General features: G+C 68.5%; 13 protein-coding genes and 1 pseudogene. 7 read left to right on the top strand and 7 right to left on the bottom strand.

All coding sequences use genetic code 11. The features are described 5' to 3' along the window. The 3 genes from AC5Y5V_RS30715 to AC5Y5V_RS30705 form a co-directional block, all read left to right on the top strand. On the top strand, positions 1 to 1,681 hold a 1,681-nt coding region (locus tag AC5Y5V_RS30715), incomplete at its 5' end, for a hypothetical protein (protein ID WP_499942759.1). A 121-nt stretch (positions 1,682 to 1,802) separates the two neighbouring features. Next, entirely contained in the window at positions 1,803 to 2,270 is a 468-nt protein-coding gene (locus tag AC5Y5V_RS30710) for an RICIN domain-containing protein (RefSeq protein WP_499942757.1), read from the top strand. A gap of 48 nt (positions 2,271 to 2,318) precedes the next feature. Next, positions 2,319 to 2,945, top strand: a complete 627-nt coding sequence (locus AC5Y5V_RS30705; protein ID WP_499942755.1) for a hypothetical protein — start codon at positions 2,319 to 2,321, stop codon at positions 2,943 to 2,945. 2 nt (positions 2,946 to 2,947) lie between these two features. Here AC5Y5V_RS30705 and AC5Y5V_RS30700 read toward each other — a convergent pair whose 3' ends face one another. From AC5Y5V_RS30700 to AC5Y5V_RS30685, 4 genes are all read right to left on the bottom strand, one after another. Beyond that, positions 2,948 to 3,967, bottom strand: coding sequence for an alpha/beta fold hydrolase (locus AC5Y5V_RS30700; RefSeq protein WP_499942753.1), 1,020 nt, complete (start codon positions 3,965 to 3,967; stop codon positions 2,948 to 2,950). Positions 3,968 to 4,072: 105 nt separating this feature from the next. Beyond that, positions 4,073 to 5,170 (bottom strand): adenosine deaminase, encoded by a 1,098-nt coding sequence (locus AC5Y5V_RS30695; RefSeq protein ID WP_499942752.1) that lies wholly within the window; start codon positions 5,168 to 5,170, stop codon positions 4,073 to 4,075. Next, positions 5,167 to 6,453: a thymidine phosphorylase gene (locus AC5Y5V_RS30690; RefSeq protein WP_499942750.1), complete on the bottom strand. Its 1,287-nt coding sequence runs from the start codon at positions 6,451 to 6,453 to the stop codon at positions 5,167 to 5,169. The genes AC5Y5V_RS30695 and AC5Y5V_RS30690 overlap by 4 nt, the downstream gene beginning before the upstream one ends. Continuing rightward, entirely contained in the window at positions 6,450 to 6,854 is a 405-nt protein-coding gene (locus AC5Y5V_RS30685) for a cytidine deaminase (RefSeq protein ID WP_499942749.1), read from the bottom strand. Before AC5Y5V_RS30685 ends, AC5Y5V_RS30690 begins: the two co-directional genes overlap by 4 nt. A gap of 235 nt (positions 6,855 to 7,089) precedes the next feature. On the opposite strand from AC5Y5V_RS30685, the gene sdhC reads away from it, so the two are divergent. From sdhC to AC5Y5V_RS30665, 4 genes are read left to right on the top strand one after another with little or no spacing between them, the layout of a single operon-like run. After that, positions 7,090 to 7,428 (top strand): succinate dehydrogenase, cytochrome b556 subunit, encoded by a 339-nt coding sequence (sdhC, locus tag AC5Y5V_RS30680; RefSeq protein ID WP_499942748.1) that lies wholly within the window; start codon positions 7,090 to 7,092, stop codon positions 7,426 to 7,428. Next, positions 7,425 to 7,892, top strand: a complete 468-nt coding sequence (locus AC5Y5V_RS30675; protein ID WP_499942747.1) for a succinate dehydrogenase hydrophobic membrane anchor subunit — start codon at positions 7,425 to 7,427, stop codon at positions 7,890 to 7,892. The genes sdhC and AC5Y5V_RS30675 overlap by 4 nt, the downstream gene beginning before the upstream one ends. Positions 7,893 to 7,895: 3 nt before the next feature. Beyond that, positions 7,896 to 9,650, top strand: coding sequence for a succinate dehydrogenase flavoprotein subunit (gene sdhA, locus AC5Y5V_RS30670; RefSeq protein ID WP_499942745.1), 1,755 nt, complete (start codon positions 7,896 to 7,898; stop codon positions 9,648 to 9,650). Further along, positions 9,650 to 10,483 carry a succinate dehydrogenase iron-sulfur subunit gene (locus tag AC5Y5V_RS30665; RefSeq protein ID WP_499942744.1) on the top strand — a complete coding sequence of 278 codons (834 nt, stop codon included), beginning with the start codon at positions 9,650 to 9,652 and terminating at the stop codon, positions 10,481 to 10,483. The genes sdhA and AC5Y5V_RS30665 overlap by 1 nt, the downstream gene beginning before the upstream one ends. On the opposite strand, the gene AC5Y5V_RS30660 is transcribed toward AC5Y5V_RS30665, so the two are convergent. The 3 genes and pseudogenes from AC5Y5V_RS30660 to AC5Y5V_RS30650 all read right to left on the bottom strand — a co-directional run. Continuing rightward, a complete protein-coding gene (locus AC5Y5V_RS30660) occupies positions 10,480 to 12,942 on the bottom strand; it encodes a serine/threonine-protein kinase PknD (RefSeq protein WP_499942743.1) in 2,463 nt (820 codons plus the stop codon). The two genes, AC5Y5V_RS30665 and AC5Y5V_RS30660, sit on opposite strands and share 4 nt — an antisense overlap. A gap of 48 nt (positions 12,943 to 12,990) precedes the next feature. Then, complete coding sequence (locus tag AC5Y5V_RS30655) at positions 12,991 to 13,401, bottom strand: condensation domain-containing protein (RefSeq protein WP_499942741.1); 411 nt, start codon at positions 13,399 to 13,401, stop codon at positions 12,991 to 12,993. Positions 13,402 to 13,460: 59 nt separating this feature from the next. Then, positions 13,461 to 14,290 (bottom strand): annotated as a pseudogene (locus AC5Y5V_RS30650) (PPE family protein); the annotation flags it as partial.

Genomic DNA, 14,290 nt, shown 5'->3' with positions numbered 1-14,290 from the left:
CCTGGCCTGCGTGCTCTACGAATGCCTCACCGGCGAACCACCCTTCAACGCCGACACCATGCCCCGGCTGATCATGGCCCACATGAGCGCCCCGCCCCCACGGCCCTCCATCACCCGACCCGACGTGCCCGCCTCCGTCGACGACGTCATCGCCACCGGCATGGCCAAAGACCCCGACCACCGCTACACCACCACCGTCGAACTCGCCAACGCCGCCCGCAACGCCATCACCGAACCCATCCCCGCCGCCAACCCGACACGCATCCGACAGACCCAACCCGCACCCGCTGCAGTGATGGAGCAGCCCGCCACCGTCACGGCCACGCCGCCGGCTCAGGCCGAAACTACCCGGAGGTACGCGCAGACCATCTTGACGGCGCTCATCCTCTCGGCGAACCTGATCGGCCTCGGCGTCGCTGTGCTGTTACTGACCGTCACCATTACCGAGCCGAGCGTGTTGGAAGACGCGCCAATGTGGATCACGTTCGGGGCCATACCGCTCTATGTCGCCATTGCGTTGGGACTGGGCACCTATCTGACAGGCCGGCGGATCGCGGTTGCGCTTCGGCGCAACATCGTTCTGACCCCTTGGCGCGTCGCCGTGGTTGACCTCCTGCTGTGGGGTGTCGGTGCGGCGCTGTCGACGACGTTATACGGCATGGTCAACGCTGCGTTCATCCCGCGGTTCCTGATCGTGGTGACCTCTTGCGGCGTTCTGGCCGCCACCTGTAGTTACCTGATCACCGAGTTCGTCGGGCGCCGGGTAGCGGCGGAGGCGCTCGATGCCTCGACAAGGGTTAGTCGGCGCACCATCGCGCTCGTCGCCGGCGTTATGGCCGTGTTCTCCGTGTTCGTTGCGGCGGTCGGCATTCCCGCCGTTACCAAGAGCCAGCCGTCGCAGTCGGTCGCGCGTGGCTATGGCCCTCAGGTGGTGCTGCCGTTTACGGGCATCGGCGACGGGCCGGGCGTGGCGGTGGATCGCTCCGGCGGCCTCTACGTCGCCGACCTGAATAACAATCGGGTGTTGCACCTGGCGGCGGGCAGCCCCGCCCCGGAACTGCTGCCCTTCACCGGCCTCAATTCTCCAAGGGGTGTGGCGGTGGACGGCACGGGCACTCTCTACGTCACGTGCGGCGACGCTTATGGCGCCAATAGTCGAGTGTTCAAGCTGGCGGCGGGCGCGTCCGCGCCGGAAGTGCTGCCCTTCACCGGCCTCAGTACGCCCATGGGTGTGGCGGTGGACAGCACCGGCGCCCTCTACGTCGCGGACACCAACAACAACCGGGTGCTAAAGATGGCGGCGGGTGCGTCCACCTGGGAAGTGCTGCCCTTCAACGGACTCCAAGGACCTGAAGGGGTGGCGGTGGACGGCAGCGGCACCGTCTTCGTCACCGACCTCGGCAATCACAGGGTACTGAAGCTGGCGGCGGGGGCATCAGCCCAGCAGATGGTGCCCGTCGCCGGACTCGCCGGAGCTACCGGTATAGCGGTCGGCAGCGCCGGCACCCTCTATGTCGCCGACCTTTTCAGCAGCCGGGTACTGAAGCTGAACGCCGGCTCGACCAGCCCGGAAGTGCTTCCCTTCACCGGCCTAAGCGGGCCCTCGAGTGTGGCGGTGGACAACACCGGCAATGTCTACGTCGCCGGCTCCCACAAGGTGCTGAAACTGCCGGTGCAGTAATGCTCCCGACGGCCCCGCCCGACGACGAAGCCCCGCCGTTCTCGCTGCGCGCAAACCCGGGCGCAAATGCCGCCAGCTAGATAGGGTTTGACGCTTATGGCAAACCAAAGATGGAGCCAAGATGCATGAATCGCGATTGATGAGCACGCTCCGCCGGACCGTTGTTGTGGTCACCGTTGCCTTGAGTGTCTCGGCGACGAACGCCGGTACGGCGAGCGCCGACGGTCCGGTTGAGGTGAAGAGCCGAGCGGGCGATCTGTGCCTGGACGCCTCGACGGGCAACTGGGTAAACCCCGCGTTGGTCAACCCCTGCAATGGCACAGACTTCCAGCGCTGGAACCTGACGCCCGACGGGAAGCTCGAGAGCGTCGCCTTCCCCGGAAGATGCCTGCACCCCGACGACGACGGTTGGAGGGTGCCCCTGGCGGCCTGTTGGGACAGTCAACGTTGGAACATCAAGCCCAACGGCCAGATCACGGCGTTCCTGGGTCCCTGCCTCAGCATTCGCGGCGGCGCGGCGCCGGGCAATTTGGTGTCTACCCGCTTCTGCAATGGGGCGCCGGAGCAGGGTTGGGACCTCGTGCCCTGATCGGGCGCTCGGCGCGACATTCGTCGCGAGGGATGGCACTGTGCTGAAGTGGCCATCGACAATCCCTACTGGGATGCGGTCAAGGACTGCGTCGAACCCGACAGCCTCCGGGGCATCCCGGTGGTCGGCGAGTTCCGGCTGGACCTCAGCATCGAGGAGTGCCTGGCCCGCACGCCGAACCGGTTGAGGCTGGCCCGCAGATACTGCTGGACCATCCCCGACCCCGACACGGTGGCGTTTGTGGCCGGGCATGCGCGCGGCGGCCTGGTCGACCCGATGGCGGGCACGGGCTACTGGGCCTACCTGCTGAACCAGGCGGGCGTGGACGTCGTCTGCTACGACTTGCACCCGGGCGCGGAGCTCGTCACCAACGGCTGGCACGGCGACGACCTCTACGCCGAGGTCACCGCCATGGACTGCGCCGACGCGGTGGCGTCGCACCCGGACCGCACGCTGTTCCTCTCGTGGCCCCCGCACGAGCAGGACGTCGGCACCCGCACGCTCACGGCCTACAAAGGAGGGCGCGTCATCTACGTCGGCGACGGCAAGGGCGGCGGCACCGGCGACGACCGGCTGCACGAGCTACTCGACACCGAATGGACCGAGGTCGACGCCCACCAACCCGTGCTGTGGTGGGGCCAGCGCGACCGCGTGATGGTCTACGAGCGGCGCTGAAATCAGACGGCCGGTCGCAGATGCCGCACCGGCGCCGGTTGGTCCGCCACGGACAGGCCGCCGAGGCGCCGCAGCAGGGCATGCGGGGCGATCAGCGCGCGCTCCCAGACGGCGCCGTCGCGCCAATCCCGTATCCCCAGACCGTCGGCCGCCAGATCCAAGGCGTCGCCCAGCTCGCCGGCGATCAGGTGCCGCAGCGCGTCGGCCGCCTGCTGCGGGTCGGCGATCATCCAGGAGTGGCCCGCGCCGTACAGCGGGTACAGCGTGCCGCCGGAGTCCTCGGCGACGTGAGCCGCGGTCTCGAACGGCACGATGAAGTCGTCGTCGCCGTGCAGGACCATCGTCGGGATGGCGTGCGCGCGCATCGTACGCAGCCGCGTCGTCGAATCCGTCGACAGCAGCAGGGCCCGCAGGCCGCGGACGATCCCCATCGGGTGCCGGAAGTTGTCCGCCACCGCGCTCGTCACGCAGCGCACCCAGTGCCCGGTGCGCGCCATGCTCACGCCGCCCAGGTCAGAGCCGGTGCCGCGCACCAATCCCAGCAGCGCGCGCAGGTTTCGCGGCGCGGGCCCGGCGAGGTCGGCCAGCAGCTGGTCGAACCAGGCCCCCGCGGCGGGGTTGAGCAGCACAGCGGACAGCACCCGCTCGGGTGCCCGCGCCGCAAGCTCGATCACCATGCGGCCGCCCATGGAATGCCCGACGAAGACCGCCTGGGTAATGCCCAGGGCCTCGACGGCGCGCAGGGCGAGTGCGGCGAAATCGCCTATGTGCCAACGGCCGGGGCCCAGGTCGTCGGTGTGGCCGTGACCGGGGGCGTCGATCGCGACGACGAGGAAGCCCAGCGCGGCCAGCTGGCGCAGCATGTCGTGGTAGGTCCGCTGGTTGAGCGCCAGACCGTGCATGAAAACCAGGGGGATGCCCCGGCCGCCTACCGTCAGGCCGACGCGGTGCCCGTCTTCCAGCTCGAAGACGTGGTGCGACAGGCGGACTTGCGAGGAATGAGACAACTTGTCAGACAACATTGCGGATTCCTGATGACGCTCGTGGGTGCCGGGCCCTCCGGGTCGCACCACGTTGTCATCGGATCCTTGAAGGATTCTAAATGCGCGAAAGGATTCTAAATGCGCCTAGCCGATCAGGACGGCGTACTGCGGCTTGATCACCTCGTCGATGATCGCCAGCCGCTCGTCGAACGGAATGAACGCGGACTTCATCGCATTGATGGTGAACCGTTGCAAGTCGCTCCAGCCGTAGCCGAATGCCTGCACCAGACGCAGCATTTCGAGGCTCATGGTGGTATCGCTCATCAGCCGGTTGTCGGTGTTGACGGTGACCCGGAACCGCGACCGGGCCAGCAGGTCGAACGGATGCTCGGCGATGCTCGCGACGGCCCCGGTCTGCACGTTCGAGCTGGGGCACAGTTCCAGCGGAATGCGCTTGTCCCGCAATATCGATGCCAGCCTGCCCAGCGACACAGTGCGACCCTCGACGCCATTCTCAACAACTTCGATGTCGTCGACGATGCGCACGCCGTGACCTAGCCGATCGGCGCCGCAGAAGGCGATGGCTTCGTGGATGGACGGCAGCCCGAACGCCTCGCCGGCATGAATCGTGAAGCGCGCGTTGTGGTCTCGCATGTACTCGAACGCGTCCAGGTGCCGGGTCGGCGGGTGGCCGGCCTCGGCGCCGGCGATGTCGAAACCGACGACCCCCTCGTCGCGGAAGCGGATCGCCAGCTCCGCGATCTCGCGTGACATCGCGGCGTGGCGCATCGCGGTGACCAGGCACCGCACCTTGATGGGGCGGCCCGCCGCGGCGCAGGCGCGCTCGCCGGCGATGAAGCCCTCCAGCACGGCGTCGACGACCTCGTCGAACGACAACCCCTCGTTGATGTGCAGCTCGGGAGCGAACCGGATCTCGGCGTACACCACCGAGTCCGCGGCCAGATCCTCGACGCACTCGTGAGCGACGCGGTACAGCGCGTCGGGCGTCTGCATGACGGCCACGGTGTGCGAGAACGGCTCCAGGTAGCGCTCCAGCGATCCGCTGTGCGATTGGGTGCGGAACCAGGTCGCGAGCTCGTCGACGTCGGTGGCGGGCAGCCCGTCGTAGCCGACCTGTCCGGCGATCTCCAGCACCGTTGCCGGACGCAGCCCGCCGTCGAGGTGGTCGTGCAGCAGGGCCTTGGGCGCCTGGCGGATCGACTCGAGACTCAACGACGTCATCGGGTGATCCGATCGATGATCAGCGGGCGCTCGACGGGCGGCCCGTCCCCCACACTCCAACCGCCGTCCAGCTCTTCCAGGGCGGCGGCGAAACGTTCGGGGGTATCGGTGTACAGCGTGAACAGCGCCTCGCCGGCGGCGACGGGCGCGCCGGGACGACGGTGCAGCCGGATGCCGGCGCCCGACTGCACCCGCTCACCCGGCCGGGACCTGCCCGCACCGAGCCGCCATGCCGCCAGCCCCACTGCCATCGCGTCTATGTCGCCCATTGTGCCGCCCCGACCCGCCGTCACGGTTTCCGAATACCTACCAATCGGCAACGGTTGGGACAAATCGCCACCTTGCGCGGCCACCAGCCGGCGGAACCGGTCCATCGCGGTGCCGTCGCGCAGCGTCTGCGCGGGATCGATGCCGTCAACCCCGGCGAGCTCAAGCATCTCGCCGGCCAGCCGCAGCGTCAGCTCCACCACGTCGGGCGGGCCCCCGCCGGCCAGCACGTCCAGCGACTCCGCCACCTCGAGCGAGTTACCGACCGCAAGTCCCAACGGCGTATCCATGGCGGTGAGCAGCGCCCGGGTGGGCACGCCGTGGGCGGTGCCCAGCTCGACCATGGTGTGCGCCAGGTCGCGGGAGGCCGCCTCGGAGTCCATGAACGCCCCCGAGCCGACCTTCACGTCGAGCACCAGCGCGCCGGCCCCCTCGGCCAGCTTCTTGCTCATGATCGAGCTGGCGATCATCGGCAGGGACTCGACGGTGGCGGTGATGTCGCGCAGCGCGTACAGCTTGGCGTCGGCGGGCACCAGCTCACCGGCGGCGAAGATCGCGGCGCCGATGTCACGGAGCTGTTCGCGCACCTGCTTGTTGGGGATGTCGGCGGTGAACCCGGGTATGGCCTCCAGCTTGTCGAGCGTGCCGCCGGTATGGCCGAGCCCCCGGCCCGCGGCCTGCGGCACCGCGGCACCGCATGCCACGACGACGGGCACCACCGGGATCGAGACCTTGTCGCCGACCCCGCCGGTCGAATGCTTGTCCACGGTCGCCACCCCGAGGTCGCTGAAGTCCATCCGCTCGCCGGAGGCCAGCATCGCCGCCGTCCACCGGGCGATCTCGCCGCGGTCCATGCCGCGCAAGACAATCGCCATCAGCAGTGCCGACATCTGCTCGTCGGCCACCCGGCCGTCGGTGTAGGCCTCGATGACCCAGTCGATGGCCGCATCGGACAACCTGCCGCCGTCGCGCTTGGTCCGGATCACCGTCGGCGCGTCGAATGCGGTGCCGCTCAAGGACGTTCCCGGCGGGCGAGGTCGTCGGGGCCGAAGGCGTCGGGCAGCAACTCGCCGAGCGGGCGCGGCCCGCCTGCGTGGTCGATCAACAGCTCGGGACCGCCGTGCTCCAGCAGGAGTTGACGACAGCGCCCGCAGGGCATCAGCGGCGAGCCGTCCCCGTCGACACAGGACAGCGCGATCAGCCGGCCGCCGCCGCTCGCGTACAGGGCACACACCACACCGCATTCGGCGCAGAGACCGAGGCCATATGAGACATTCTCCACATTGCATCCGGTGACCACGCTGTCGTCGTCCACCAGCGCGGCGGCACCCACCGGAAACTGCGAATAAGGCGCATAGGCGCCGGCACAGGCTTCGACCGCCTTGTCCCGCAGGACATTCCAGTCCACATCCGACATTCCGTAACCCCGATCACCCACGCGCCGATCCAAGCAAGCCCACCCTAACCCCGTGGCGACACACGATTTCCATCGCGCCGATCGGTACCACGCGCTTCCCCACCCGAGCTAAGCTCGATTGCCCGGGTGACGGACTGTCTTGAAGGCGGTGAGGATTACGGCGACAACCGCGGACGTACCAGCGTCATCGCGCAAGCGGCGGCCACCTCGGACCCTGTATCGGGGCGATCCCGGAATGTGGGCTTGGGTGCTGCACCGCATCAGCGGCGCGACGATTTTCTTCTTCCTGTTCGTCCACGTGCTGGACGCCGCGATGCTGCGGGTGAGCCCGCAGACGTACAACGCGGTGCTGGGAACGTACAAGAACCCCGTCGTCGGGTTGATGGAGTTCGGCCTGGTGGCCGCGGTGCTCTTCCACGCGCTGAACGGAATCCGGATCATCCTGATCGACTTCTGGTCCGAAGGTCCGCGCTACCAGCGGCTGATGCTGGGGGTGATCGCCGTCGTCTTCCTGATGTGTTTGGTCGCCGCCGGCGTGGTCGTCGGCATCCACATCACGGAGCACATCCGATGAGCAATGACCTGCAGCTCGGTCGGGGCGACATCGCCCCGGTGCGCCAGCGCAGCCATGACCGCCCCGCCAGCCTCGACAATCCCCGCTCGCCGCGCCGGCGCGCCGGCATCCCCAACTTCGAGAAGTTCGGCTGGCTGTTCATGCGGTTCTCCGGGGTGGCGCTGGTGGCCCTGGCCGTCGGGCACATCTTCATCATGCTGATGTGGGACGGCGGCGTGTACCGCCTCGACTTCAACTTCGTGGCGCAGCGCTGGGCGTCGCCGTTCTGGCAGTTCTGGGACATCTCGCTGCTGTGGCTGGCGCAGTTGCACGGCGGCAACGGGCTGCGCACCATCATCGACGACTACAGCCGTAAGGACGTCACCCGGTTCTGGCTCAACAGTGTGCTGCTGCTGGCGATGGGAATCACGTTGGTACTGGGCACCTATGTGATCGTGACCTTCGACCCGAATATCGGAGCCTGAACAGTGATCCAGCAACACCGATACGACGTGGTGATCGTCGGCGCGGGCGGTGCCGGAATGCGGGCCGCGGTGGAAGCGGGTCCGCGTGTCCGGACCGCGGTGCTGACCAAGCTGTATCCCACCCGCAGCCACACCGGCGCCGCGCAGGGCGGCATGTGCGCCGCGCTGGCCAACGTCGAGGACGACAACTGGGAGTGGCACACGTTCGACACCGTCAAGGGCGGCGACTACCTCGCCGACCAGGACGCGGTGGAGATCATGTGCAAGGAAGCCATCGACGCGGTGCTCGACCTGGAGAAGATGGGGATGCCGTTCAACCGCACCCCCGAGGGCCGCATCGACCAGCGCCGCTTCGGCGGGCACACCCGCGACCACGGCAAGGCCCCGGTCCGCCGGGCGTGCTACGCGGCCGACCGCACCGGCCACATGATCCTGCAGACGCTGTACCAGAACTGCGTCAAGCACGACGTGGAGTTCTTCAACGAGTTCTACGCGCTCGACCTGGTGCTCACCCAGACGCCGACCGGCCCGGTGGCGACCGGCGTGGTCGCCTACGAGTTGGCGACGGGTGATGTCCATGTGTTCCACGCCAAGGCCGTCGTGCTGGCCACCGGCGGCTCGGGCCGCATGTACAAGACCACCTCCAACGCGCACACCCTGACCGGCGACGGCATCGGCATCGTCTTCCGCAAGGGACTTCCGTTGGAGGACATGGAATTTCACCAGTTCCACCCGACCGGTCTGGCCGGCCTGGGCATCCTGATCTCCGAGGCCGTGCGCGGCGAGGGCGGTCGGCTGCTCAACGCCGACGGCGAACGTTTCATGGAGCGCTACGCGCCGACGATCGTCGACCTGGCGCCCCGCGACATCGTCGCCCGCTCGATGGTGCTGGAGGTGCTGGAGGGCCGCGGGGCGGGTCCCAACAAGGACTACGTCTACATCGACGTCCGCCACCTCGGCGAGGACGTGCTGGAGGCCAAGCTGCCCGACATCACCGAGTTCGCCCGCACCTATCTGGGCGTGGACCCGGTGCATGAGCTGGTTCCGGTCTACCCGACCTGCCACTACGTGATGGGCGGCATTCCGACCACCGTCGCCGGACAGGTGTTGCAGGACAACACCTCTACCGTCCCGGGCCTGTACGCGGCCGGCGAGTGCGCGTGCGTCTCGGTGCACGGCGCCAACCGGCTGGGCACCAACTCGCTGCTGGACATCAACGTGTTCGGCCGCCGCGCCGGCATTTCCGCGGCCAACTACGCGCGGGGCCACGACTTCGTGGACATGCCGCCGGACCCGGCGGCGATGGTAGTCGGCTGGGTCAGAGACATCCTCTCCGAGCACGGCGACGAGCGCGTCGCCGACATCCGCGGCGCCCTGCAGCAGTCGATGGACAACAACGCGGCGGTGTTCCGCACCGAGGAGACGCTGAAGCAGGCGCTCACCGACATCCACGCGCTCAAGGAGCGGTATTCCCGAATCACCGTGCACGACAAGGGAAAGCGCTTCAACAGCGACCTGCTGGAAGCCATCGAGCTGGGCTTCCTCCTGGAGCTGGCCGAGGTCACGGTGGTGGGCGCGCTGAACCGCAAGGAATCCCGCGGCGGCCACGCCCGCGAGGACTACCCGAACCGCGACGACGTCAACTTCATGCGGCACACCATGGCCTACAAGCGGGGCACCGACCTGCTCAGCGATATCGAACTGGAGTTCAAACCCGTGGTGCAGACCCGCTACGAGCCCAAGGAACGGAAGTACTGATGGCCTCAGACGAGCCCGCGGACCCCGCCGCCACGGTCGAGGCGGGCGTCGACGTAATCACGGAAGCGCCGGCGCGGGCCCTGCCGCCGGTCCCGGACGGCGCGGTGATGGTGACGCTGAAGATCGCCCGGTTCAACCCCGACGATCCCGAGGCCTTCGCCGAAACCGGTGGCTGGCAGAGCTTTCGGGTGCCGTGCCTGCCCAGCGACCGCCTGCTCAACCTGCTGATCTACGTCAAGGGCTACCTGGACGGCACGCTGACCTTCCGGCGCTCGTGCGCGCACGGGGTCTGCGGCTCGGACGCCATGCGGATCAACGGCAAGAACCGGTTGGCGTGCAAGGTGCTGATGCGCGACCTGCTACCCAAGAAAGAGGGCAAGCAGCTCACGGTGACCGTCGAGCCGATCCGCGGGCTGCCGGTCGAGAAGGACCTCGTGGTCGACATGGAGCCGTTCTTCGACGCCTACCGCGCGGTGAAGCCGTACCTGATCACGAGCGGCAATCCGCCGACTCGGGAACGGATCCAAAGCCCGACGGACCGCGCGCGCTACGACGACACCACCAAGTGCATCCTGTGCGCGTGCTGCACCACCAGCTGCCCGGTGTTCTGGCAGGAGGGCAGCTACTACGGTCCGGCGGCGATCGTCAACGCCCATCGGTTCATCTTCGACAGCCGCGACGAAGCCGCCGCCGAGCGCCTCGACATCCTCAACGAGGTCGACGGGGTGTGGCGCTGCCGGACCACGTTCAACTGCACCGAGGGCTGCCCGCGCGGCATCGAGGTGACCAAGGCGATCCAAGAGGTCAAGCGCGCGCTGATGTTCTCGCGCTAGCCCGGCGGCAGTTTGAGCACGCGGTTGTTGCCGGCGTCGGCGACGTAGACGTTGCCCGCGCCGTCGACCGCCACGCCCTGGGGGCCCTTGAGGCCGTCGAACGGCAGCGGCACCGACGTGTTCGCGACCTTGGACAGCCGCAGCACCCGGTTGTCGCGGCTGTCGGTGACAAAAAGGTCGCCGCCGCCGTCGACCGCCACGAAGTCCGGCCGGCCCACGGCGTAGGGCAGCACCGTGGCGACGGTCGCCGTCCAGGGCAGCTTCAGCACTCGCTCGTTCTCCCGGTCGATGACGAACAGGCCGCCGTCGTTGTCCACCGCCACCGCCGACGGCCGCTCCAGGCCGCTCAGCGGCAGCGGCGGCGCCTCGGTGGAGCGCCCGGCCAGCGACACCACCCGGTTATGCAGGGCGTCGGCGACGTAGACGAAGCGGTCGGTGCCGGGCTTGCGGTGGTAAACCGCCACGCCGGTGGGTTCTGCGAGACCGGCGAACGGCAGCACGGTCTGGCCGTTCGCGGTGAGCTCGAGCACCCGGTTGCCCTGCGGCTCGGTGACGTCGAGGTTGCCGGCGTCGTCGACGGCGATGCCGGTCGGATGCTGCAGGCCGGTGAACGGTGCGACGGTCTGGCTGGTCGCGCCCGCGGCCAGCTCGAGCACCCGGTTGTTGCCGGTGTCGGTGACGAAGACGTCGCCCTTGGCGTTCACCGCGACGCCGAGGGGCCCGTTGAGACCGGTAAACGGCAGGACGATCTGGGCCCGCGGCTTCGCGGAATGGTTGGACAGCCCCAGGAACGCGGCCACCGCCACGAGGGCGACCACCGCCACGCCGGCCGCGATGGCCAGGGTGCGGCGCCGGTTGCCACCCGACCCGGACGACACCGGCGCGGGCCGGGGCGCGGCGGCCCGCGTGGATTCGAGGACGTCGGCGGCCGCGTCCTGCGAGCGGGCCGAACTGTCATTGAGCGCGGCGCGGGCGGCCACGGCGAGTTCGCTCGCCGACTGGTACCGCTCGTCGGGGTTCTTCGCCATCCCGCGCGCGATCACCTCGTCGAAACTGGCGGTGATCGCGGGGTTGAAGCCGCTGGGTTTGGGCGGCTCGTCCCGCTGATGCGCGACGACCAGGCCCTCCAGGCCCCCGCCGCTGAACGGCAACCGTCCGGTCAGGCACTCGTAGAGCACGCAGGCCAGCGAGTACACGTCGGAACGGGCGTCGGCGATCGTCCCGGCCTTGAACCGCTCCGGCGCCATGTACGCCGGGCTTCCCGGCGCGATGTTGGTGCGGGTCAGGCGGGCCGCGGTGGCCTCGTGCACCAGCCCAAAGTCGATCAGGTAGATGAATTCGTCGCCGACCGTCAGCAGGTTGGACGGCTTCACGTCGCGGTGCACCAGGCCGGACTTGTGCGCCGCATCCAGCGCCGCCGCGACCTGCTCCACCACCCGGACGGCCCGTCGCGGGCTCATCGGCCCGTCGCGGTCCAGCACGGCGCGCAGGTCGACGCCGTCGATGACCGGCATGACCAGGTACAGGCACCCGTCCACCTCGCCGGCCTCGTAGATCGGGATGATGTTCGGGCTGGCCAGCCGGCCGGCCGCGAACGCCTCGCGACGGAACCGCTCCTGGTACCCCGGCTCGTCGGCCATGTCCGGCCGCAGCAGCTTGACGGCCACGTCGCGACCCAGCTCGGTGTCGTGGGCCCGGTAGACCGCGCCCATGCCGCCCTGACCGAGCAATTCCAGGAGCCGATAGCGGCCGAACTCCGTTTCGTCGGAGGTCGACTCGGAGGGCTCCGGAGCGACGGTCGGGTTCAGCGCCTCCGTCGCGGCGATGGAGAATTCGCGGACCGTCTGGTAGCGGTCGTCGGGGTCTTCGGCCGTGCCGCGCGCGATCACCTCCGCAAGCTCCGGCGGGATCGTCGGGCCCAGGCACTCCTTGAGCACGCCGGCGAGCGCGTAAATGTCGTCGCGGGCATCGGTATCGGCCGCCGTGTTGGCCACCCCGAAGTCGATCACGTACACGAACGCGCCGCCGACGAGCAGGTTCGACGCCTTCACGTCCCCGTGCACCAGCCCGGACCGGTGCGCGGCGTCCAGCGCCCCGGCGGCCTGCACGATCACCCGCACCGCCACCGACGGGCTCATCGGCCCGTCGCGGCGGAGCAGGTCCGCCACGTTGATGCCGTCGACGACGTAAGGCATCGCCAGATACAGCCGGCCGTCGATCTCGCCGGCCTCGAAGACCGGGATGATGTTGGGGTCGTTCAGCTGGGCCGCGACCGAGACCTCGCGGCGGAACCGTCCTTCGTAGCCCGGCTCGGCGGCCAGCTCCGCCGAGAGCACCTTGATCGCCACTTCGCGGTTCATCATCGAGTCGTACGCCCGATAGACCGTGCCCGTGCCGCCCTCGCGCAGCACCTCAAGCAGGCGGTAACGCCCGAAGGCCTCTCCCTCTACCCCCGCCAAGCAGCCTCCTCCGAGCACACGCGGTGTGCCTGGATGCTATCAACGCGTCTAATAGGCGGCGAGCAGGTCGTCGATCACCGTGGGCCAGGTCAGGCCGCCCAGGCACAGGGCGCTCACGGTCAGCACGAGCCGGTCCGGCGATCCGGGCAGCAGGGACACGGCGAACAGCCTGCCGATGCGCTTGTCGAACATCGCGCGCTGCCGCGCGACGGCGGTCTCGACCGTGATTCCGGGCGGCTCCACCGCCCACGCCCACCAGCCGCCCGGGCGCGACGTCCAGCTGCCGAAGAACGGCTCGAAGACGGTGCCCAGCGCGGGGTTGGCCTGAAAGACGGCGTCGATGGCGGTGCGGACGCGGCCCTGGTCCCAGCGCTCGTCGGCGACCAGAACCTCGGTGTGCGCGACGGCTTCCAGATCCTCGACTTCGGGGACCGTAGCAATGGCTGAGTAAGACGACATGCAGAGAGACTCCGCGGGTGGCCTTGCGGAATCCTTGGCGGATCCTTGGAGCGCGCTGGTCATCGGAATAATCCCGCCAGGTTGACGCCCGAATTGAAGAATCCGGAGAGCCCGTTGCCCGAGTTCCCGACGCCGGAGTTCGCGTTGCCCGAGTTCGAGATGCCGGCCAGGCTGATGCCGACGTTGAACAGTCCCGCGTTGGAACCGCCCGAGTTGCCCATGCCTGCCTCGTAGTTGGAGCCCGCGTTGTTGATGCCCGAGCTGTAGCTGGCCAGATTTCCGAATCCCGAGCTCCTGGTGCCCGCGTTGAAGAAGCCCGAGCTGACCGTGCCGGTGTTGCCGAAGCCCGAGGTGGTGTTGGCGTGCACGTCCACGCTGCCGATCGCGGTGTTCAGGATGCCCGAGTTCAGGGCGCCGGTGTTGGTGTAGCCCGAGTTCCCCCAGCCGGTGTTGGTGCCGCCCGCGTTGAAGCCGCCCGTGTTGTAGCTGCCCGAGTTGAAGGTGCCCGTGTTGAAGAGACCCGAGTTGAAGGCGCCCATATTGGCCGCGCCCGAGTTGAAGAAGCCCAGGTTCTGCTGGCCGGCATTGAACAATCCGGTGTCGAACGAGCCGGCGTTCGCAAAGCCCGTGCTGAACGTCCCCGCGTTCCAGGCTCCCGTGTTCGTCATGCCCGCGTTCGCGAAACCGAAGTTGCCGTTGCCCCCGTTGAAGAAGCCCACGTTGTTGTTGCCCGAGTTGAAGAAGCCGATGTTGTTGTCGCCCGAGTTGCCGAAGCCGATGTTGCCGGTGCCGGAGTTCAGCCCGCCGATACCGAACTTGTTGTCGCCGGTGAGGTTGAAGCCGATGTTGCCGTTGCCGGTGTTCCCGAAGCCGATGTTGCCGTTGCCCT

The organism is Mycobacterium sp. NGS68 (genome assembly GCF_059812195.1).
Note: the sequence above shows the minus strand (reverse complement) of the source record. Positions and strands in the feature narration are given on the sequence as shown.